The 20,182-nt window shown below is 68.5% G+C and carries 17 protein-coding genes and 3 pseudogenes; 15 read left to right on the forward strand and 5 right to left on the reverse strand.

The genetic code is table 11. The annotated features are described in order from the left end of the window. Positions 1-140: 140 nt before the first annotated feature. Positions 141-374 (reverse strand): hypothetical protein, encoded by a 234-nt coding sequence (locus QC385_RS20870; protein WP_279542811.1) that lies wholly within the window; start codon positions 372-374, stop codon positions 141-143. Between the two features lie 26 nt (positions 375-400). Here QC385_RS20870 and QC385_RS20875 point away from each other — a divergent pair, with 26 nt between their 5' ends. Beyond that, entirely contained in the window at positions 401-1,078 is a 678-nt protein-coding gene (locus QC385_RS20875; RefSeq protein WP_279542812.1) for an IS630 family transposase, read from the forward strand. A gap of 920 nt (positions 1,079-1,998) precedes the next feature. Further along, complete coding sequence (locus tag QC385_RS20880) at positions 1,999-3,513, forward strand: carboxylesterase/lipase family protein (protein ID WP_279542813.1); 1,515 nt, start codon at positions 1,999-2,001, stop codon at positions 3,511-3,513. A 426-nt stretch (positions 3,514-3,939) separates the two neighbouring features. Here QC385_RS20880 and QC385_RS20885 read toward each other — a convergent pair whose 3' ends face one another. Beyond that, on the reverse strand, positions 3,940-4,602 hold the full coding sequence (locus tag QC385_RS20885) for a MarR family transcriptional regulator (RefSeq protein WP_443032951.1): 663 nt from the start codon (positions 4,600-4,602) through the stop codon (positions 3,940-3,942). Between the two features lie 136 nt (positions 4,603-4,738). Here QC385_RS20885 and QC385_RS20890 point away from each other — a divergent pair, with 136 nt between their 5' ends. The 3 genes and pseudogenes from QC385_RS20890 to QC385_RS20900 all read left to right on the forward strand — a co-directional run. Then, positions 4,739-5,461 (forward strand): DUF4097 family beta strand repeat-containing protein, encoded by a 723-nt coding sequence (locus QC385_RS20890; RefSeq protein WP_279542815.1) that lies wholly within the window; start codon positions 4,739-4,741, stop codon positions 5,459-5,461. Between the two features lie 66 nt (positions 5,462-5,527). Continuing rightward, the gene (locus QC385_RS20895; RefSeq protein ID WP_279542816.1) at positions 5,528-6,658 is read left to right on the forward strand and encodes a serine hydrolase domain-containing protein; all 1,131 of its coding nucleotides are present in this window, start codon (positions 5,528-5,530) and stop codon (positions 6,656-6,658) included. 114 nt (positions 6,659-6,772) lie between these two features. Continuing rightward, positions 6,773-6,895, forward strand: a pseudogene (locus tag QC385_RS20900) (VOC family protein); the annotation flags it as partial. 315 nt (positions 6,896-7,210) lie between these two features. Here the strand turns inward: QC385_RS20900 and QC385_RS20905 are convergent. The 3 genes from QC385_RS20905 to QC385_RS20915 all read right to left on the reverse strand — a co-directional run bounded on the left by QC385_RS20905 (position 7,211) and on the right by QC385_RS20915 (position 11,273). Beyond that, entirely contained in the window at positions 7,211-9,304 is a 2,094-nt protein-coding gene (locus tag QC385_RS20905; protein ID WP_279542817.1) for an ATP-binding protein, read from the reverse strand. A gap of 243 nt (positions 9,305-9,547) precedes the next feature. Then, the gene (locus QC385_RS20910) at positions 9,548-10,048 is read right to left on the reverse strand and encodes a cupin domain-containing protein (RefSeq protein WP_193510560.1); all 501 of its coding nucleotides are present in this window, start codon (positions 10,046-10,048) and stop codon (positions 9,548-9,550) included. 721 nt (positions 10,049-10,769) lie between these two features. After that, positions 10,770-11,273, reverse strand: coding sequence for a MarR family winged helix-turn-helix transcriptional regulator (locus QC385_RS20915; protein WP_279542818.1), 504 nt, complete (start codon positions 11,271-11,273; stop codon positions 10,770-10,772). 218 nt (positions 11,274-11,491) lie between these two features. On the opposite strand from QC385_RS20915, the gene QC385_RS20920 reads away from it, so the two are divergent. The 10 genes and pseudogenes from QC385_RS20920 to QC385_RS44265 form a co-directional block, all read left to right on the forward strand. Beyond that, the gene (locus tag QC385_RS20920; protein WP_279542819.1) at positions 11,492-11,866 is read left to right on the forward strand and encodes a cupin domain-containing protein; all 375 of its coding nucleotides are present in this window, start codon (positions 11,492-11,494) and stop codon (positions 11,864-11,866) included. A gap of 49 nt (positions 11,867-11,915) precedes the next feature. Further along, complete coding sequence (locus QC385_RS20925) at positions 11,916-12,491, forward strand: NAD(P)H-dependent oxidoreductase (protein ID WP_279542820.1); 576 nt, start codon at positions 11,916-11,918, stop codon at positions 12,489-12,491. A 98-nt stretch (positions 12,492-12,589) separates the two neighbouring features. Beyond that, positions 12,590-13,534 (forward strand): NADP-dependent oxidoreductase, encoded by a 945-nt coding sequence (locus QC385_RS20930; RefSeq protein ID WP_279542821.1) that lies wholly within the window; start codon positions 12,590-12,592, stop codon positions 13,532-13,534. 32 nt (positions 13,535-13,566) lie between these two features. Next, positions 13,567-14,517, forward strand: a complete 951-nt coding sequence (locus tag QC385_RS20935) for an alpha/beta hydrolase (RefSeq protein WP_279542822.1) — start codon at positions 13,567-13,569, stop codon at positions 14,515-14,517. 277 nt (positions 14,518-14,794) lie between these two features. Further along, entirely contained in the window at positions 14,795-15,670 is an 876-nt protein-coding gene (locus QC385_RS20940) for an aldo/keto reductase family oxidoreductase (protein ID WP_279542823.1), read from the forward strand. Between the two features lie 157 nt (positions 15,671-15,827). Beyond that, positions 15,828-16,472, forward strand: coding sequence for an isochorismatase family protein (locus QC385_RS20945; protein ID WP_279542824.1), 645 nt, complete (start codon positions 15,828-15,830; stop codon positions 16,470-16,472). A gap of 327 nt (positions 16,473-16,799) precedes the next feature. Beyond that, positions 16,800-17,679: pseudogene (locus QC385_RS20950) on the forward strand (LLM class flavin-dependent oxidoreductase). Between the two features lie 314 nt (positions 17,680-17,993). After that, positions 17,994-18,893, forward strand: coding sequence for an alpha/beta fold hydrolase (locus tag QC385_RS20955; RefSeq protein WP_279542825.1), 900 nt, complete (start codon positions 17,994-17,996; stop codon positions 18,891-18,893). Positions 18,894-19,104: 211 nt separating this feature from the next. Continuing rightward, positions 19,105-19,242, forward strand: a complete 138-nt coding sequence (locus tag QC385_RS20960; protein ID WP_279542826.1) for a hypothetical protein — start codon at positions 19,105-19,107, stop codon at positions 19,240-19,242. Between the two features lie 482 nt (positions 19,243-19,724). Further along, positions 19,725-19,933: pseudogene (locus tag QC385_RS44265) on the forward strand (IS5/IS1182 family transposase); the annotation flags it as partial. Positions 19,934-20,182: the final 249 nt, after the last annotated feature.

Genomic DNA, 20,182 nt, shown 5'->3' on the forward strand with positions numbered 1-20,182 from the left:
CAACTGGTGCTGCTCCGCGTTAGTTCGTGGAGGGGTGCTGCGGTTGGTCAGGCGGGGGTGTCGAGGTAGAGGCCGCCGACGCAGTCGAGGCAGTCTTCGGGACTGCCGGAAGGCAGTCCCGTGGGGAGGAAGTTTTCCTGTTAGCCGCCCCGGCTTGCGAGGTAGAGGGCGAAGCCCCAGGTGTGCAGGACGCCGGTGAAGCGCAGGCGGCACAAGGGGAGTTCCTCCCCGTCCTTCAGTTCGGCCGTTACGGAGGCGAATCCGGCGCGGAAGCGGACGTCGACCCGGGCCAGTTGCGGCCAGCGTGCCTGGGCGTGGGCGTTCAGGCGCTGGCGCAGGTGATGCTGCATGGATTCCGGGGGGTTCTTCGGCACGGGCCCATCCGCCATGATCGTCTGCCGTGCATGGTGAGGGACGGGCGGGGACGGCGGTCGCGGTGGTGCTCGAGCAGGAGGTCGGCGAGCGGCTGGTGCGAACGATCTGCTCGCCGAAGTCCCAGGTGCGGGCGGTGCTGCGGGCCCGGATCGTGCTCGCGGCGGCGGACGGGCGGGCCAACGGTGTGATAGCCCGGGAGCTGGCGGTCAGCGTGAACACGGTGCGCAAGTGGCGGGGCCGGTTCGCCGCCGGCGGCCTGGACGGGCTGCGGGACGCCGAGCGGTCGGGACGGCCGAGGACCTACGGGCCCCACGTGCGGGTGGCGATCGTGGCCACGGCCACCAGCGCACCACCGCATCCGGAAGCAACCTGGTCGCACCGGACCATCGTCGCGCAGGTTGCGGGAACCTGCTTCGCGCCAGTCTCAGCCTCGCAGGTCGGGCGGATCCTGGCGGACCTGGACCTCAAGCCGCACAAGGTCCGCGGCTGGCTCACCCGCCGCGACAGCCGGGACTTCTGGGAACGCGCGGCGGATGTGTGCGCCCTCTACCTCGACCCGCCCGAGGGCGCGGTGGTGCTCTCGGGCGACGAGAAGACAGCGATCACCGCTCGTTCGCGCCGGTATCCCGGGCGCCCCGCCGCCCCCGGCATGAGCGCCCGCCAGGAGTTTGAGAGTCTTCCGGGCTCGCCACCCCCGACCTGAGTAGTTGTTGTCTTTCCGATCTTGAGAGATGCGCGTCGAACGGGAGTCCCGATTGGGTGATCGTGGGGCGCTTGGCGCATACGGACAGGGCCTCCTGAACAGCTCGTTCGTGTCGAATCACCGAGCAGCAGGAGGCCCTGATGCAGCAGTCTTCCGTGCCGTCGGCCGGGCAGTCCAGCTCGGTCACCTGGGAGTGTGACTGCCTGGCTCACCGGATCGGAAACGCCGTCGACAACGGGTTGCGGCAGCTGACGGGACGACGGGAGGGCACTCGGTAGTCATTCGTTCATCAGTGGAGAGCCTCCCGCACGGCGCGGGAGCCAGCCTTAGTTCAGAGAAGTGACCAAACCAAAGCTGATCGCGCCGCTCCAGATGTTCCGGGGCATGACAGACCTCCGCGGCTACCCCGAGCAACACCAGGCTATGAGGGACATGGCAGCCGCGCATGTGCTCCCCGGGCCCTGGGGGAGGCGCCCCCGGGGCCCGGCCAACCTCAGCGCGATTCACAAAGGCACAATCGGGTTGCCGGTCGCATCCCTCACGAGTGACCCGGCGGGCTGCTCGTGTCTCGTCCCTCGCCATCTCTTCGCTGTCCCAGGTGAAGTGTTCAGTTCGCTCTTCCTCCCGCGGCATGTTGCCGCTCGCTGTGGAAACCAGGGCTCGGCGTCCTGGCCCCGGAGTCTCAGTGAACAAGGTCATGTTCTGCGGCTCCGGCGAACACCTCACCTGCGCCGAACTCGACGGCTTCACTGACGCCACAGTGCGCGTCTTCGTTGCCGCCTACCTGACGGCACCAGGGGATTGACATCACCGGCGCGTCAATCAAGTTGATCTTGGTGTTGGTCTTGGCTCGCTGAGCGATGCAAAGCTGAAGCCCCCTACCTCCAAGACCCGTTGACATGTAGCGAGAGGCTGTCTCGATGGACACCTTCAAGACGAAGAACGGTTCGGTCCGAGGGTTTCGGGCCTCCGCCGACGTCGTCGCCGTCCTCGGAATCCCCTATGCCGCCCCGCCGTTCGGCGCCAACCGGTTCCGGGAGCCTCTTCCGGCGCCGACGTGGACCGGAGTGCGGGAGGGTACGGGATTCGGTCCGATCTCCCCGCAGTCGGCGCGGCTGCCCGGGGCACCCGTATGGTCTCCCGGCGATGAGGACATCCTCACCGTCAACCTGTGGACGCCGTCCCCGGATGGTGGCCGCCTGCCGGTCCTCGTCTGGATCCACGGCGGTTCCTACACCTTCGGCTCCTCGGCCCAGCCCGACTTCGACGGCACCGTGCTTGCCCGCGCTGGGCTGGTCGTGGTCACTCTCAACTACCGAATCGGTTTCGAGGGCTTCGGCCATGTCCCGGCAGACGGGGAAATCGCCTCCCCGGACAACCGGGGCCTGCTCGACCAGGTCGCCGCCCTGCGCTGGGTACGTGAGAACATCGCCGCCTTCGGCGGCGATCCCGACAACGTCACCATCGCCGGCCAGTCCTCCGGGGCCGCTTCGGTCGCCTGCCTCATGGTGATGGACCGCGCCCGTGGCCTGTTCCACCGTGTCATCGCCCACAGCCCCGCCAGCCCCTGCTACACGCACGACATCGCCGCCGCGACCACGCGCGAGGTCGCCGCCGCGGCGGGCTGTCCAGCCACGTCCGAGGGCCTGGCCTCCGCGACTCCGCAGGCCCTGGTCGTCGCCGCCGACCAGGTGGTCGACCACTACCGGCGTGACCCCGCCTCCGGATCCCGCCACTACGACCCCTCGCTCTACGCTCCCGTCCTCGACGGCGATGTCCTGCCCACCGACCCCCTCACGGGCATGGCGGCCGGTGCGACCCGGGACGTGGACCTGCTGGTCTGCCACACCACGGAGGAGTACTGGCTGCTCGACGCCGTCGGCAGTAGCGCAAAGGTCACCACCGACGAGCAGCTTGCCCGCTTCGCCGAGGACTTCGGCCTCCCCGACGGCCTGGTGGCCGGCTACCGCGCCGCGATGCCCCAGGCCACGGTGCTCGACGTCTACCTCGCCATCTACAGCGATCTGCTGTTCGGTGAGTACGGCAACCGACTCGCCGAACTCCACGCCCAGGCTGGCGGCCGGGCGTTCCTGTCCCGCTTCGACCGGCGGCGCACCGACCCGCACGGAGTCGTGCGCGCCTGGCACTGTGCGGACGTTCCTTTCGCCTTCGGCAACCTGGACGACGAGCGCCTGGCATTTCTCATCGGCGGCGCACCCACCACTGCGGACCAGGGACTGGCACGCCGTATGGTGCGCGCCTGGGCCGACTTCGCCGCCACCGGAAGCCCGGGGTGGCCACCGGTCTGCGGCTCCACCACCGAGGTCAAGATGTGGAGTACCGACAACCACGCCGACGCCGACACCGACGACAAGCCCGCCGCCGCTGTCCGAGCTCTTTGGGCTAAGGCTGAATTTCCAGTCGTGTGTCCGTGAACTGGGGTACTGATTCTGGGGCCGTCCCGGGCTGTCCGGTCAAAACTCCCATGCCAGCTCTCGCTCATCGATGACGACTCGTTCGTAGCAGTCCAGAAGACCGCCGGTCTCGATTGCCGTGGCCGTCATGTCGAGCAGCTCTGGCAAAGAGGTCCACATCGGGTGCGTTTTGAAGTGGCAACCATCCTCGTGGTCAGCAGATCCGATCCGTTCCCCGCTGCATCGCGATCACTCGCTGTTGGGTCCGCCGCAGCCTCCGCCACCGCCGTGACCTGCACCGGCCCGAGCCGAACACCGTCTCCGCCGCCATCGACACTGGCAGCGGATCACTGCACTCCCGGCAGTACCGCCGAGCCGTCCCGCCATCCGCCACGAACCAGATCATCCAGCCGTACGCACCTCACGACCAGAGTTCAAAACACTCACTCAGGTATCGCTGTCCGAGGTTCTGTCGGGTTTCGTGTGGAGGACCTCGCGGGCCTGGTCGGCGGCGCGGGCGATGTTCTCGGAGATGAAGTCGACGAAGCGGGCGATGTTCTCCAGGCGGGCGGCGGCCGGGGTGTTGGGGCCGAGGATGCCGACGCCCTGCCGGGCGACCTCGCCGAGGTGGGCGGTGGATCGGGCGCTGGCCATCGTGGATTGGTACATGACGTCGTCGTCGACGACGTAGCGTTCGCGGCGGCGTTCGTCGCGTTCCCGGCGGATGAGGCCCTGGCTTTCGAGGAACGTGACCGCTTTGGAGACGGATGCCGGGCTGATCTGGAGGCGCCCGGCGAGTTCGGAGGCGGTGAGGCTGCCGGCGTCGGTGGTGTAGAGGCTGGCCAGGACTCGGGCCGTCATCTTGGGCAGGCCCGATTGCATGAAGACGGTGGTGAACGTCTCCTCGTACTCGCGTACGGCTTCGGCATCGCGTCCGTGGTCCTGTGGGGGAGTGTTGGGGTCCCGGGAGGTCGGGCGGTCGAGGCGTCTGGCGATCTCCGCGTAGGGGAGGCTGTCGGCCAGTCCCAGCGCGATCTGCTGGCGTTCCTGCTGGGTGAGTCTGCCTCCCGGCGTCGAGGTCTCCTTCGGGGTCTGTGGTGTCTGCGGGATAGCGTTCACCGCCGACTCATTGCAACGAACGAGGTGAGGCTCGTTGCGTTGAATTTCCAAGCCATTGCAACGAAATTGCTACATCTACCTGCGGTGACGCCAACCATGCGCAACGAAACGATTGCCACATCAAGAAATGCAACGTAGCTTTTCCATCGTCGGAAACAACGAGCCGAAGGAGAGCATGATGCAGAAGTTCGACACCCCCACACCGATGACCGTTGTCCTCGACATACCCGTCGGCCACATCCGTTGCATCGCCGCCGACCGAGCCGACACCACAGTCGAGGTCCTCCCCGCGAACGCCTCCAAGAGCCGCGACGTGAAGGCTGCGGAGCAGACCGAGGTCGTATACGGCGACGGCGTCCTGCGGATCAAGGCCCCGGAGGCCAAGAACCAGAGCCTCGGCCCTGCCGGATCCCTCGAGGTGACGGTCCAACTGCCCGCCGGCTCCCGCGTCGAGGTGAAGGCGGCCCTCGCCGAGTTCCGGGGCGTCGGGCAGCTCGGCGACGTCTCCTTCGAGGGCGCGCAGGGCGCGGTCAAGCTCGACGAGGCCGCAAGCGCCCACCTGACCCTGCAGTCTGGCGACCTCTCGGTCGGCCGCCTGGGCGGCCCCGCACAGATCAGCACCCAAAAGGGCGACCTCCGCGTCACGGAGGCCGTGCGCGGCACGGTCACGCTGCGCACCGAGCACGGCGAGATCTCGGTCGGTGCCGCCCGCGGGGTCTCCGCATCCCTGGACGCCAGCGCCTCCTACGGCCGGATCCACAACGCGCTCAAGAACACCGACGGCGCCGACGCCGTCCTGAACATCCATGCGACCACCGCCTACGGCGACATCAGCGCCGGCAGCCTCTAACAGGGGCACCCCGCGGCGATGTCCGTGCAGTTGAATCCCACAACAGTTCTCAAGGAGCACACCACCATGTCCATCACTCTTACCGACCAGGACCGCCCGGAGCTGCAGAAGGCCATCGAGGAGATGGTCGAGTCCGGGTTCACCGGGGTGACGATGCGCGTGCACGATGAGCGGGGCGAGTGGGTCGGCAGCGCCGGGGTGCGCAAGCTGGGCGAGACCGCGAAGCCGCCGACGAACGGGCACGTCCGGATAGGCAGCAACACCAAGACCTTCACCGCGACCGTGGTGCTGCAACTCGTGGACGAGGGCACGTTAGGGCTGGACGCCCCGGTGGCCGACTACCTGCCCGAGTTCGGGCTGGACACGAAGATCACGGTGCGGATGCTGCTGCAGCACACCAGCGGCGTGTTCAACTTCACCGGTGAGTACTACGACGACGGGACGTTCGCACCGGGGATCCCCGCCACGACAGCGGGCCAGGAGTGGGTGGACAACCGGTTCAAGACCTACCGGCCGGAAGAGCTGGTACGGCTGGCGTTGTCCAAGCCGGCGCGGTTCGAGCCGGGGACGGACTGGAGCTACTCCAACACCAACTACGTGCTGGCCAGGCTGCTGATCGAGAAGGTCACCGGCCGCTCACTGGCCGAGGAGATGCAGCGGCTGATCCTGGACCCGCTCGGGCTGTCGGGCACGGTGGCGCCGTACACCCAGCAGGACGTCCCGGAGCCGCACGCCCACGCCTACTACCGGTACGAGGACGCCGGCCGGCAGAAGACTGTCGACGTCACCCGCCAGGACCCCTCCTGGATCTCGACCGGCGGAGACATGATCTCGACCACCCAGGACCTCCACACGTTCATCTCCGCGCTGACGGGCGGCAAGCTCCTGCCTGCCCCGCTGCTGGCCGAGATGTGCACGCCGCATCCCAAGGTCGGCTACGGCCTGGGGGTGTTCGTGCAGGACGCGGGCGACAACGGCGGCACCGTCATCACCCACAACGGCGGCATGGCGGGCCACGCGGCGCTGATGTACGGCACGCCCGACGGCAGCAAGACCCTGACCGCCGCGCTGAACTATGTCGACGACGCCGCACTGTCCATGGCAGAGGCGTTCCAGAAGGCGACGCAAAAACTCGTCAAGGAGGTGTTCGGCGGCGGGCACGCCGGGTCGGCCGACGCGGCCGAGCCGGCTCGGTAGACAGACCCGAGCGGCGTGAACCCGCACGGGTCAGGTCAACTCGCTCACCCTGGCCGACGCCCGTCGGCATGGACGACCAGATCCACGCGGACCACACGCTGCGGCAGATCGACGTTACTCGGCCTCGGCGCCACCAAGACGGATGTGGGTCAGGGGTCAGACCGAAACTGGGTGGTCATGGCAGACCCGGAGGGCAACGAGTTCTGCGTCCTACGCACCCTGGCACCGCAGACCTAGACCGCGAGCGGGCACCGACCCCCATCACACACCGCAACCGTCACGTTGCCGAGCAGAACTCACTGTGGTGAGTAACGGGGTGAGCCAGTTCCTCGTTGGCGATGCCGAGCGCCTGGCGAACTCGATCCCGTAGTCGTCGGGTGTTCGGGGTTGGGGAGAAGCGTCCGGTGTCAGTCCTCGGCGCTACCGTGACGCAAGGAGGTGCTTGGTGCTGGCCACTGTGAATTCTTCGGCTGCATAAAAAATCGTCTTCTGCCATTCCGTGTTGTCACCCAGGACGTTGAATTGTGATAGCCACGTTGGAGAATGCAAAGTTCACTGGACAGACGCCACACAGGCTGGTGTGGCGGAGCTTCGCGAGTGTGGCGGGGCCGGGGTGATTGTCGTGTTTGGTTGTCGCAGCAGTTGTTCGATGAGGCGTTCCTTAGCCATTGCGAGGTGGCGACGGTAGGTGCCGTAGGGAATCCCGAGGCGCCGGGCGGCGGCCTTGTGGGTGCGGGAGGCAGTGATGTAGGTGGCGGTGAGAGCCTCGTGGGCTTTGACGCCCGCGGGATCGATCTGCAGTGCGTCGAGGGCGGTGATGATGGCGCCGCGCAGATCCGTGGCCGGGTCGGGTGAGCCCGGCGGCACGAGATGGGAGTACAGCAGGACGCTGGTGGCGAATTCGCGTGGGGTGTGCCAGGTGCGCAGTGCCTCGAGCACGCCTTCCGCGAACGCGGCGCGCGCCGGCTGGTCGCCCGGGTCACTCGCGGTGGCAGTCGCGGGCCATGTTGCTACGGGCATGACCGCGGTGCGAGCCCGGTGTTGCACCCACTGTTCCACTGTTTGCCGTCGCCAGTCCCGGCCGAAGACGTGCTGTCGCAGGCCGTCGACGTCCACGGCCGCGACCTCCGGCATCCCGGCCTCGGCGAGGTAGCGCCCCCACCGGTCGGCGTCTTCGAAGACGGTGAAGGTCACCGCGCGATTGTGGGTCCGCATCTCCTCGCCGATGGCGCGCCGGCTGGTGAGCTCCATCAGGGGCGAGGGCCTCTGGTGCCCGCAGGGTTGCACCGCGAAGCGGCGGATGCCCAAGTGCTCGCCCGGCCCCAGGGGAGCGGCCGCCTCCACAAGGTCCCATACTGCCGCGATCACCGGGTCCTCAGCGCGGTCCTCGGGCAGCGGTGAGTCCAGCCGCAGAATGGCCATGAACGACGCTGGTGCGAAGGAGCCCGCATAGCGATGGACGCGGAAGGCCTCCGGTTGGCGGCGCACCCAGTGCGCGACCGCTGCCGCTGATGCCGGGCCCTCCGCTTCCTCGGCCATGCGCAGCACACCGGGGACGTCTTCGGCCCGGAGCGGAGTGTCTTCGATGTGCGGGTGCGTTCGGTAGTTGTACAGATCATCCGGTGCGCCCCGGTTGCGGAAGAGGAACATCCACTCCGCGACCCGCAGCAGCACGTCCTCCTCGGCGGCGCCGCGCACGGCCTGCAGGCCCGCGAGCGATATGCGGGCGCGGACGTCGTCGTAGCGCTCGGGGTCCCGCCAGCGCAGGTCGGCCTCAAGGGTCGCCCGCACCGCGTCGTGCGGGTGCAGCCCTTCGGGTGTGGCCTCGATGTAGGGCAGCTGGCGCAGCCAGGAGAACACCTTGTCGGTTTCCTCGTCACCCAGCAGTGCGCGCAGCAGGGGCTCGCGGGTGACGTAGGCCTGCGCGACCACCTCGAGGGCGCGCCGGTGGACGGCGCTGGGCAGGTCGCCCACCAGCCGCTCGACGAGGGTCCTCAGGACGTCGCCGGTCGGCTCCCACGGTGCGCCGGGTGCGGCCGGGACGGAGGCGGCCAGCGAGAGGGCGAGCGGGCTGCCTCCGGCGAAGGCGACGAAGGCGCCGCGCTGCTCTGCGGGGACACCCCGGGCAGCGAGCAGGGCGTGGGACTGAGCGGCGTCGAGCGGCCGCACGGCCAGTGCGGTGAACAACTGCGCCCATCCAGGGTCCAGCGACCATTCGGCGTCGGGGGCGACCCTGCTGGCTACCACCACGATCGCGTGGTCGGCGAGCCGCAGTAGAAAGGTCTCGCGCAGCCATGCTTCGAGTGACTGACACTGCTCGAAGGTGTCGATGAGCAGCACCGCACCGGGTTCGGCACACGCCGGGGCCGCAGTCTCCTCGAGCCGGCGCGGATCAGCGTCGAGGAACCGTCCGTCCACGTGCACCACGCGGCGGCCGGTGAGCTCGGCCTGCCGGGCGGCGTAGCGCACCAGCGAGGACTTGCCAATGCCGCCGGGACCGTGCATGTACGCCACGAGCGGAGCGTCCGCCGCGCCCGACAGCATCCGGTCGAGCACCGCCCGCTCCGGCTCCCTGCCCACCAGCGCACCGGCTCGAGCTTCCGCCAACCGGCCCGCCAGGCCCACCGCTTCCAATCCGCGCTCCATTGGTTTTGTCCCGCCTCCACGGTCGGCAGGAGATGGATGGTCAGGGGAAAGCATTTTTCGTGGAAGCCAGTCCCGTACTAGGAGAGGGCAATCGCCGCTCTTGGCACGCTCAGGGGCATGGCGACCACAGAACTCGGCGCGGCCCGGCGTCACTGGCGCGATCACACCTCGCCAAGGCTGTCGGCGAGGCTGCCCAGGCTCGCTGAGCTTCGGCCGACGGCCGGGCCTGTCGGCCCCTGCGGGCTACAGGAACTCGCTTCGGTAGGTCAAGGCCAGCTCGGCCGCGCGGCGGCGGCGTTCCGCGAGCTCGTCCTCCGACAGCTGCGGCGGCGGTGCGTCCCTGCCCGCGACAACATCGCCGATGCGCAGGAAGTACTCGTCCTGGCCGGCGGGGGTGCACATGCACAGCATGCGGGCCGGCGCACCCGAGGCGTTGCGGAAGTAGTGCGGCGCGTTGGCCGGGATGTTGATCGTGGACCCGGCCCTTACGGTGTGCTTCTCGCCGCGGAAGGTGAACTCGATCTCGCCTTCGAGGATCGTGAACATCTCCTCGAAGTCATGCCGGTGCGGCGGTGGGCCGCCGCCGTCGGGGATGCGCATGTCGATCAGGCAGTATTGGCCGTTGGTCTGCTCGCCGGTGACCAGCATGGCGTACGTGTTGCCCACCAGCGAGATGTACGTCGTGCCGGGGTCGTCGGGGTTCGCGACGGTCAGCGACCGGGACGGATCGTCGTCGGGGATCATCGTGGTCGTCTCCTCAGATGTCGGTCAGGTGGGAGTCGGTCGCCTGGCGCGACGACGACCTTGCCGCTGGGCAGAGCGCCCGCGGCGTCGGCGTGCAGGGGCGACGGCTCAGCCGGGTGCACCCGCGGGCGGTTGATTGTTGACGGTTGAAGTGCAGCCAAGAGGAAGTGCAGCCAAGAGTAGGAACGGCTGTGCGTAGTAAGCGTGTACGTGTGCGACACCGGATGGGATTGCGGCGACATCTTCGTCGGCGCGGAGGACACATGAGCAGCAGGGCCCGTTTCCTCGGCCCGGGCGACACGATGGGTACGTTCACTGTCGACGCCGACTCCACCGGCACCGGCCGGGGGAGGGGGGAGCCGTTCATCGACGCATGGAACACCGCTTGGGGGACCTGTACCCTCGGCCGGAATTCAGCGCTTCCACGATCGACGGCTTCCAGGGAACGATGCGCTGGGTGACCCCGCAGCACACCGCTGTCAACGAGCTCCGGGCTCTTCGCCCTTGGCTGTCTCCGAAGCCGCCGCGCGCCGGCACTTCACCGACAGCAGCCACTTCATCCGCGCATTCAAGAAGCACCCGCCCAGTTCACCCGCCGACCAACCTGACGCCTCGGCTTCCCCCGTCCCGGTCGGTTGACCGGCGACTGCCGCGGCCGGCCCGGCGTCTCGCCGCGTCCTGTTCCGCTGCGGTCTGCGGGGCTCCGAAGCCTGCCGAGTCCTTATGCCCCGCCTTTGCGGCGGCGAGGCGTGGCCGAGCGGGGCGGTGTGGAGCGCATGTGGTCGCGTACCGGCGCCAGCAGGCTCGCGAGAGCCTTGACGTCGTCGCGCGAAAGCGGCTCGAACAACAGGCCGCTGACCACCTCGACATGCCCCGGCAGCACCTTCGCAAGCAGCTCACGCCCGGCATCGGTGATGGTGACGGTGATGCTCCGCTCGTCGTCCAGCGAGGGAGCGCGGACGACCAGGCCCTCCTTTTCGAGTAGACCTACCTGGTACGTCAGGCCGCTGCGGCTGTAGACGACGCCGTCGGCGAGGTCGGTCATGCGGTGGCTGCCCGTCGGCGAGTCTCCGAGGCGGGCCAGCAGCTGGAACTGCACATAGCTGAGATCACCGGTCTCGCGCAGCTGCTGCTCGACCGCATGCCGGAGCAGGCTGCTCACCTCGACGAGGTCGAAGTAGGCGCCGAGTTGCACACGGTCGAGCGACGGCGGTGAATCAGGCATGTCTGGAGTCTACTGCTTCGAATTCGAAGAGTGTGGAGTGCCGCCGTTCCAGCCACCTTGGCGGTCTCACCGGTCCGATGCGGTGGCCTCGTGAGCGCACGGTGTGGGCAGTGTTGGGCCCGAGTGAGCACCGCGGAAGGTGGAGATCGGGCAGTGGTGCGGTGCAGGGTTGCGGAAGGGAGGACGGCGCCGCCGCCCACGGATCCCGAGGACCGGCCATGAGTATCTCCTATCTCGCGCAACGTGAGGCCCAGCAGCAGCTCGAGTGGATCGGCGGGAGTGTCTTCAGCTTCCTTCTCGACGCCGAGGCGACCGGTGGGCAGCTGACCGTCGGCGGCTTCGACCTCAGCAAGGGCGAGGCGCCGCCGTTCCACGTGCACGACAACGAGGATGAGGTCTTCCTGCTGTCCGGTTCGGCGCTGGTGGGGGCCGGCGAGGAGGAGCACGAGTTGCGGGAGGGCGGCATCGTCTTCCTGCCCCGGCGCATTCCGCACGGCTGCCGCATCGCTTCAGAGGGCTTCGAGATCCCTGCTCAGCTGCTTGCCGAAGCCGCGGAACTGTCCGGCAACGTCGTCCTCGGCCCTCCCCGGTGACGGCACCACAGCCCGGCCGCGGGGAAGCAGCCGAGAACACGATGCCGAGATGAGCACCGCCGCGTGGAGCCCGGTGTCCTTGGCTGTGGTGAGCGCCGGTGCCGGCTGTCCGCGTCCGACTCGCCGGCTCGCGGACTGGGTGGCGGAGGCTGTGTGCCGGTCACTGGCGGCCGGAGGTGCGCGCGCCGAGGTGGAGGTGCTGGAGCTGCACCGGCTGGCGCCCGACCTCGCTCGGCACTTTGCCCAGCACCGCGCCAGCCTCGACCTGCGGGAGGCGATCGCGGCGGTCGTGGCGGCCGACGGGCTCGTGGTGGCGACCCCGGTTCTCGCCGCATCCCCGAGCGAGGTATTCGACTCGTTCTTCGCCGTCCTAGGGGACGGAATCCTCTCCGGCATGCCGGTGCTGCTGGCGCTCAACAGCGGCTCCCGCCGGCAGCCGCCCGACCTCACGCAGGTGATGCGCAGAGGCCTGACCGACGTGCACGCCGAACCCGTGCCCACGATCGTCGTCGCCGACCCCGCCGACTGGCAGGCCACGGCGCGCCGCGACGCGGCGCGGCTGCGCGCGTGCATCGACCAGGCCGCCGCCGAACTCGCCGTGGCGATGAGCTCGCACCGGCAGTGACCGACAAACACTTGCTTCGAATTCGAAGCAGAGGTACCGTCGTCAACAGTTGCTTCGAATTCGAAGCAACATCGATCGCAGTGAAGGCGAGAACCGACATGAAGGCAGTACGTTTCCACGAGTACGGCGACCCCGACGTCCTGAGCTACGAGGACGTGGAGCAGCCCGTCCCCGGTGCCGGTGAGGTCCGGATCCGCGTCGCCGCGACGTCGTTCAACGGCGTCGACGGCAACATCCGCGGGGGCTTCATGCAAGGCCCCATCCCGGTGGTGCTGCCGCACACTCCCGGCATCGACGTCGCCGGCACGGTCGACGCGCTGGGCGAGGGTGTCGACGGCATCGCGGTCGGCGACCAGGTTGTCGGCTTCCTGTCGATGGACAAGCCCGGCGCCGCAGCGCAGTACGTCATCGCCCCGGCCGAGGCCCTCGCGGCGGCGCCGAAGAGCGTCCCGCTGGCCGACGCCGCAGCGCTGCCGCTGGTGGGCCTGACCGCGTACCAGGCGCTGTTCGACCACGCCAAGCTGACGGGGGGTCAGCGCGTGCTGATCAACGGCGCGGGCGGAGCCGTCGGCGGCTACGCCGTGCAGCTGGCCAAGAACGCCGGCGCGTACGTCATGGCCACCGCCGGCCCGCGCAGCAGCCAGCAGGTCAAGACGGCGGGCGCCGACGAGATCATCGATCACACCACCACCGAAGTGAACGAGGCCGTGACCGAGCCGGTCGACGTCGTGCTCAACCTCGCGCCGATCGACCCGTCGCAGCTGGCCGCGCTGCCCGCCCTGATCCGTCCCGGTGGAGCGCTGGTGAACACCACGGTGTGGATGCCCGCACCCAGCGACGAACAGCGCGGCGTGCGCGGCATCGACCTGTTCGTCCGCAGCGACGCCGACCAGCTGTCGCGGCTGGTGGCACTGATCGACTCCGGCGAGCTGCGCGTCGACGTCGCGCAGCGAGTGCCGCTGGCGGAGCTGCCGGCAGTCCACGCCCAGGCCGCCACGGGCGAGCTGCACGGCAAGGCCGTCATCGTCGCGCCCGCCGCCTGACACCGGCCGACCAGCCTCGAAAGGAAACGACCATGACACTGTCCCTGGATCCCGAGATCGCCGAGGCGATGGCCCCGATGGCCGGCGCGATGGCCGAGGCCAAGCCGCCGGCTGTGGGCGACATCGCGGGCCGCCGCGCCATGTGGGAACCGATCATCGGGGCCGCGGGAGCCGCGCAGCCGATCCCGGCCGACGTGACGACTCAGGAGCACTACGCGACCGCAGACGACGGCGCACACATCAAAATGCGCTGGTACGTCAAGGACGGCGCCAAGCCCGGCCCGGCCGTGATGTTCTTCCACGGCGGCGGATACATCTTCGGCCACATCGACCTGTTCGACGGCCCGATCTCCCGCTACGTGTCCTCCAGCGGCGTGCCGATGCTGTCGGTCGAGTACCGACGCGCCCCCGAGCACCCTTTCCCGACACCGCTCGAAGACGCCTACGCCGCACTGCGCTGGTTGCACGAACACGCCGCCGAGCTGGATGTCGACGCCAACCGCATCGGCGTGATGGGCGACAGCGCCGGAGGCGGCATGGCAGCGGCCCTGGCGATCCTCGCCCGCGAGCGCGGCGGCCCGCGGATCGCCCGGCAGATCCTGCTCATGCCGATGCTCGACGACCGCACCACCACGCCCGACCCGCACATTGAGCCCTACCTGCTGTGGTCCTACGACGACAGCCGCACCGCATGGCCGGCACTGCTCGGCGGGGCCGCCGGCGGCCCCGATGTCCCGCCCACGGCAGCTCCCGCCCGTCTCGAGGATGCGACCGGCCTGCCGCCGGCCTACATCGAGGTCGGCCAACTCGACGTGTTCCGCGACGAGGACACCGCCTACGCGACCAAGCTCAGCCGCGCCGGCGTGCCGGTGGAGTTCCACCTCCACCCCGGCGTCCCGCACGAGTTCGACTCCATCGCCTTCGGCGCCGACGTCGCGCGACGTGCCATCGCCGATCGGGTCCGGGTGCTCAAGTCGATCTGAGCCGTGACCAGCGGCCTGCTGTCACTCACCAACCCACATCTCCAGCCACATATCGCTGCACTTCCTCGACGACTCTCAGTAAAAACGATCGCTGCTGCACCACCGCACGCCTACACAGGGGTGATGAGGAGACGCCTCCGTTTCAGGTGGCGGCGACAAGCCGCGCAATACGGAACTTGAAGCGGTCGCCCCTGAAGCGCCTCGGCCTCTGATGCAGCCCGATTTCCTTGACGAACCACATAGGGGCACCCCCACGTGCACGACGAAAGGCAGCGGCATGAGCACACCCTCCCTCTCTCTTCCCGGCGGCACCTGGACTCTGGGTGACCTGACCGTCACCCGGTTCGGCTACGGCGCCATGCAACTGGCCGGCCCGTGGGTCATGGGGCCGCCCACCGATCGCGAGGGCGCCCTGGCCGTTCTGCGCGAAGCGGTGGTCGACCTCGGTATCACCCACATCGACACCAGCGACGCCTACGGGCCGCGCGTCACCAACGAGTTGATCCGCGAGGCACTGCACCCCTATCCCGAGTCGCTGCACATCGTGACCAAGGTGGGCGCAACCCGCGACGAACAGGGTGGCTGGCCCACGGCCCGGCGACCCGAAGATCTGCGCCGCCAGGTCCACGACAACCTCACGTCCCTCCGGCTCGACGTACTCGACCTGGTCAACCTCCGACTCGGCAACGCCGAAGGTCCCCAGCCCGGCTCGCTCGCCGAGGCGTTCGAGACGCTCGTGGAACTCCAGCAGCAGGGCCTGATCCGCCACCTAGGGGTCAGCAACGCCACCGAGGAACAGGTCACCGAGGCACAGAGCATCGCGCCGGTCGTGTGCGTACAGAACATGTACAACCTTGCCCACCGCCACGACGACAAGCTCATCGACCGGCTCGCCACCGAAGGCGTCGCGTACGTGCCCTTCTTCCCCCTCGGGGGCTTCACCCCGCTCCAGTCCTCGGCGCTCTCGACGGTCGCCGCTCGATTGAAGGCGACACCGATGTCCGTCGCACTGGCCTGGCTGCTGCAGCGATCACCGAACATCCTGCTCATCCCCGGCACGTCATCGACAGCGCACCTGCGCGAGAACATCACCGGCGCGGGACTGTCCCTCTCGCATGAGGACTTGACCGAGCTGGACGACATCGGCCGCTGAATGCCCCGTAGCTGAACGGCCCACAAGCCACAAGGAGTCGTTGCCGCCGCTGAGGGTCATGCGTCGGACGTATGACCGGGCGCCGCGCGTCGGCAACGACTTGGAATCGCCGGCAACGCGCCGCTGTCCTCCTCTTTGATCAGAAAGAAGTCATGTCATGACTCCTGAGCCCCTCACCCCCGCCAACACCACCGTCGTTCTCGTCGACTACGCAGTCGGTTTCGCAAACCTTCTGCGCTCCCACAACCTCGCTGAACACATCAACAACGTCGTGGGCCTGGCGAAGACGGCGAAGTGGTACGAAAGCGGTCTGGTCGTGACCAACGGCCAGTCGAGCAAGCCGTCCGGCCCGCTGTACCCGGAGCTGTTGGAGGCCATCGGTGACCAGCCGGTCATCGAGCGTGCCGTCGACTTCAACTCCTTTTTGGACGAGTCGTTCGCCCAGGCGGTCCGGCAGGAAGGCCGGGAGAACCTGGTGGTCGGCGGCATCGCCACGGACGGATGCGTGCTGCAGACGGTGCTGGGCGGCCTGCGCGAGGGCTACCGCGTGCACGTGGCCGTCGACGCCTCCGCCAGCCCCTCGCTCGAGGCACACAACGCGGCGGTGCAGCGAATGGTCCAAGCCGGCGCAGTACCGGTCACCTGGTTCTCCCTGGCCGCCGAGTTCCAGCTCGACCCCAAGTTCCACGACGCCCCGCACCGTATGCGGCTGATGCAGGAGAACGTGCCGTCCATGGGCATGAGTGCCCGGACCTTCTTTCACGCCCTCGAACTGGGCAAGCGCGCCGCCACGGCCGTCTGAACCCCTGGGGGCGGGCTCCGGGCCCGCCCCACCCTGCGGGGCCCGCCCCCCGGCCTTCAGGAACCAGTTTCCCCCGCCGACCTCCAAGAGAACGGACATCCCCACATCCCTCGTGGCGGAAGCATCAGAACTCTACGGCGGTGCATCCTCGGCCCGCCGCGCTGAACCGCTCACGGACCCGAGTGCCCGTGCCGGAACAGCCGCCATTCCTGACTGCCGCCCGGTCTCGAAGGCACTGCCTCCGAGCCGACGGCGAGCCCGTTCCCTTTCCCGCTCCCGACCACCGCGGCCGACATCGAGCAAGCGCCGGTCGCTCAGGAGACTTTCATGCCCCTCCCTGTCCTGTTCGGCGCGAACGTAGAGCCGAAGGCCCTCCCCGTCGGCCGCTCCAGTGAGCAGGCACTACTCATCGACAGTCTCGGCCTCGACCTTCTCACCGTCCAGGACCACCCGTACCAAGCGGCGTTCGACGACGCCTGGACACTGCTCACCTTCCTGGCCGCGCGGACGCGACATGTCACGCTCGTCCCGACGGTCAGTTCCCTGCCGTTGCGTCCGCCGGCGGTGCTGGCGAAGGCTGTAGCGACCTTGGACAGACTGACCGGCTCCCGGGTCCAGCTCGGCCTGGGTGCCGGCGCCTTCTGGGAAGCCATCGAGGCCATGGGCGGCTCCCGTCGCACGCCGAAGGAGGCCGTCGACGCAGTTGACGAGGCGATCACCGTCATCCGGGCCATGTGGAGTGGCGAGCGCAGTGTGCGGACGCACGGCGCGCACTACTCGCTCGCCGGCGTCCACCCCGGGCCGGCGCCGGGCCCCCGGTCTGGGGCTGTGGCTGGGCTCGTACGGACCCCGCATGCTGGCCCTGACCGGTGCAAAAGCGGACGGCTGGCTTCCCTCGCATGCCTACCTCGGACTCGACGCACTGCCCACGGCCGTCCGCCGCATCGACGACGCAGCTCTGGCGGCGGGCCGCGATCCGGACACGATCCGCCGGGTCTACAACATCGCCGGTGTCATCCAACCGGAGTCGGCCGGCCCGTTCCAGGGGCCCGCCGTCCAGTGGACCGAGCACCTAGTCACACTCGTGCGCACCGTCGGAATGAACGGTTTCGTCATCTGGCCCGAACGAGACCACGGCCAGCAGATCCGCGCGTTCGCCGCCGAAGTCGTACCCGCAGTCCGCGAAGCCCTCGCACGGAAGACCTGACCACTCCGTGTCCTCGGGCCGGGCAGCACTCCTGGCACAACGGCACCGGCTGTACCCGTCAGGGTCCTTCCTTCCTTCAGAGCAGCGTCTTGCTTCTCACCGGCCACAAGGGCGGCACGGTGAACTGCCCCCGTCCACCCTGCCCTCAACAACGCCGACCACCCAACGATGCCCGCATCCGCTGCGCCGTCGAGCGCACCGGAGCCCGCGTCACCTCCACCGACCAGGTACTGACCAAGCTCGCCGCTGGCTCGGCCGGCCCTGACGGACAGAAATTCCTGGTCTTTCTCTTCGCCCCAGCCCCAGGTGATCCCATGAGCGACGAAACACCCCTCCCCGACGGATTCGAGAGCATCACCGTCAGGGCGAACGGCACCCGGCTGCATGCCGTGGTCGGCGGGTCCGGTGCACCCGTACTCCTTCTGCACGGCTGGCCCCAGACATGGCGGGCCTGGCGACACCTCATGCCAGCCCTCGCCGCGCACGGTTACCGCGTCGTCGTACCCGAACTGCGCGGCATGGGTGCCTCTGACCGTCCCCCGAACGGATACGACAAGGACACACAAGCAGAGGACATGCGCGAACTCCTCGCCCAGCTCGGCATCCACGGCGGCGTGCGCATCGTCGGGCACGACATCGGTGGCATGGTGGCCTTCGCCTACGCCCGCCGTCACCCCGAGGAAGTCGAACACCTCGTCCTCGTCGAACTCGCCCTCCCCGGCTTCGGCTTGGAGCAGGCGATGGACGTGGCCTCCGGCGGTCTGTTCCACTTCGGCCTCTTCATGACCGAAGAACTGCCCGAGCTGCTCCTCGAAGGCCGGGAGAGCGACTTCCTCACCTGGTGGTTCGACTGGTTGTCCGCGGTACCCGGAACCTTCCCGCCGGAAGAGGTCGACACCATCGCCTCCTCCTACCGCGGATACGAGGCACTGCGCGCCGGCTTCGCGCACTACCGCACCCTCCTTGACGACGGCCGCGTCAACCGGGCCTGGCACGAAACCGGAGGAACCCTTCCCATGCCCGTACTCGCGGTCGGCGGCGAGCACAGCACAGGTGCCCGACTCGCCGACAGTCTGAACACGGCCGCGCCGCACCTGACCGGCGCAGTGATCCCGGGCAGTGGCCACTTCGTGCCCGAGGAACGTCCGGATGCCTTTGCCCGCAAGCTGCTCCCCTTCCTGTCTGCCCCGCCCCGGCCCGCCGGGCGCATCTGACCGGACTGGAAAACCGCGACCTGTTTGAGGAAAGCGGCGTTGGGTGTGAGGGGACTGGCGGACAGGCTGGCGGCAGACACGAGCCGATGCGCCGGTGGCCCGGTAACCGGAGCGAGCCATGTTCGACCGGATGCTGTCGGCAGCGGCAGACGCTCCCCTTGTTGCGTACCTGTACACCCGGGAGGTATCGGTAAGTCCACGTTGCTGCGTCATGCCGCCCGGTCAGGCGGAACTCGCCGGCCGCAACGTGGTGCATCTCGACGTCCGCTTCCTCGGCGCGGAGTCGCGCTGCGTCGAGGAGGCCCGCCGCTCCGGCGTGCGTGCAATCCGGCACTGTCCTGCTCCTTGACTCCTTCGAGCACTGTCAGCAGCTCGAACCGTGGCTGCGCAACACCTTCATGCTGCAGCTCGCGCAGGTGCACTCGTTGTCATCGCAGGCAGGATCGCCCCGATGCCGCATGGTCACTGGATCCCTGTTGAGCGCCGCTCGTCGCCGAAATCGTCGTGCGGCCGCTTGACGCTGCCCAGTCTGACGCCCTGCTCGCAGCGCGAGGCGTCGCCTCGGAGCACCGCAGCGCTGTGGATGACATGGAACGAACATCCGGTGCTGTATGACGACAGGCAGGTCATCTCTCCTGCATCGCACGGTTGCCACGGACAACTTGTCCGTGGATAAGTACGGCCTTCATCCGGTTCCTGGTTCACGCGATGCTTGATCAGTCGAGCACAGAAGGGGCACGTGGAAACAGCCATCCACCCGCGCGTGTCCAGTCAGCCGAGAACGTCGGCGTTATCGGTGTGGGCCGTGCTGAGCCCGAGTGAACACTGCACACCGGCTACAAGGCCGCCCGGAACCCTCCTCTGACACGTGGTCAGAAGTTGTCCAGCACGGCGCTGGCCGCGGTCCGGGCGCCGGTCGAGCACGGCTTCGCACACCTGAAGAACCGGCGGGTCCTCCGGAAGGTCCGCACCGACCCGAAGTGGGCGACCGCCTGGTGAGGGCCATGCTGGTCCTGACGAACCGCGAAGTCTCCCGCTGACCGGCGATCTTCCCCGAAGTCATCCGCCCGCGACAGCATCCCGAGCCCGGCGCACGCCAGCCCCGTGACCTGCAACTTCACGATGCACAGTGCTCATTGGGCTGGGACGCGTCGCGAACGCCAAGTGCCAAACTGGCGTAGCGGCGAACAGCTTTGAGTCCGTGCTCGATTTCATCGTCGCTGAAGTTGTGGTGCACAGCCAGGGGACTGGAGCGGTCTCGTTGACCCATGGTGACCAAGATGGCAAAG

The organism is Streptomyces sp. DH10 (assembly GCF_029813805.1).
Taxonomy (GTDB): Bacteria; Actinomycetota; Actinomycetes; order Streptomycetales; family Streptomycetaceae; genus Streptomyces; species Streptomyces coeruleofuscus.

Bases quoted from the DNA above. Each gene is read 5' to 3' on its own strand.
- QC385_RS20935 (WP_279542822.1), top strand. From the start codon at position 13,567: ATGACACTGTCCCTGGATCCCGAGATCGCCGAGGCGATGGCCCCGATG.
- QC385_RS20930 (WP_279542821.1), top strand. From the start codon at position 12,590: ATGAAGGCAGTACGTTTCCACGAGTACGGCGACCCCGACGTCCTGAGC.
- QC385_RS20890 (WP_279542815.1), top strand. From the start codon at position 4,739: ATGCAACGTAGCTTTTCCATCGTCGGAAACAACGAGCCGAAGGAGAGC.
- QC385_RS20895 (WP_279542816.1), top strand. From the start codon at position 5,528: ATGTCCATCACTCTTACCGACCAGGACCGCCCGGAGCTGCAGAAGGCC.
- QC385_RS20910 (WP_193510560.1), bottom strand. From the start codon at position 10,048: ATGATCCCCGACGACGATCCGTCCCGGTCGCTGACCGTCGCGAACCCC.
- QC385_RS20880 (WP_279542813.1), top strand. From the start codon at position 1,999: ATGGACACCTTCAAGACGAAGAACGGTTCGGTCCGAGGGTTTCGGGCC.
- QC385_RS20915 (WP_279542818.1), bottom strand. From the start codon at position 11,273: ATGCCTGATTCACCGCCGTCGCTCGACCGTGTGCAACTCGGCGCCTAC.
- QC385_RS20925 (WP_279542820.1), top strand. From the start codon at position 11,916: ATGAGCACCGCCGCGTGGAGCCCGGTGTCCTTGGCTGTGGTGAGCGCC.
- QC385_RS20905 (WP_279542817.1), bottom strand. From the start codon at position 9,304: ATGGAGCGCGGATTGGAAGCGGTGGGCCTGGCGGGCCGGTTGGCGGAA.
- QC385_RS20955 (WP_279542825.1), top strand. From the start codon at position 17,994: ATGAGCGACGAAACACCCCTCCCCGACGGATTCGAGAGCATCACCGTC.
- QC385_RS20945 (WP_279542824.1), top strand. From the start codon at position 15,828: ATGACTCCTGAGCCCCTCACCCCCGCCAACACCACCGTCGTTCTCGTC.
- QC385_RS20960 (WP_279542826.1), top strand. From the start codon at position 19,105: ATGCCGCCCGGTCAGGCGGAACTCGCCGGCCGCAACGTGGTGCATCTC.
- QC385_RS20920 (WP_279542819.1), top strand. From the start codon at position 11,492: ATGAGTATCTCCTATCTCGCGCAACGTGAGGCCCAGCAGCAGCTCGAG.
- QC385_RS20940 (WP_279542823.1), top strand. From the start codon at position 14,795: ATGAGCACACCCTCCCTCTCTCTTCCCGGCGGCACCTGGACTCTGGGT.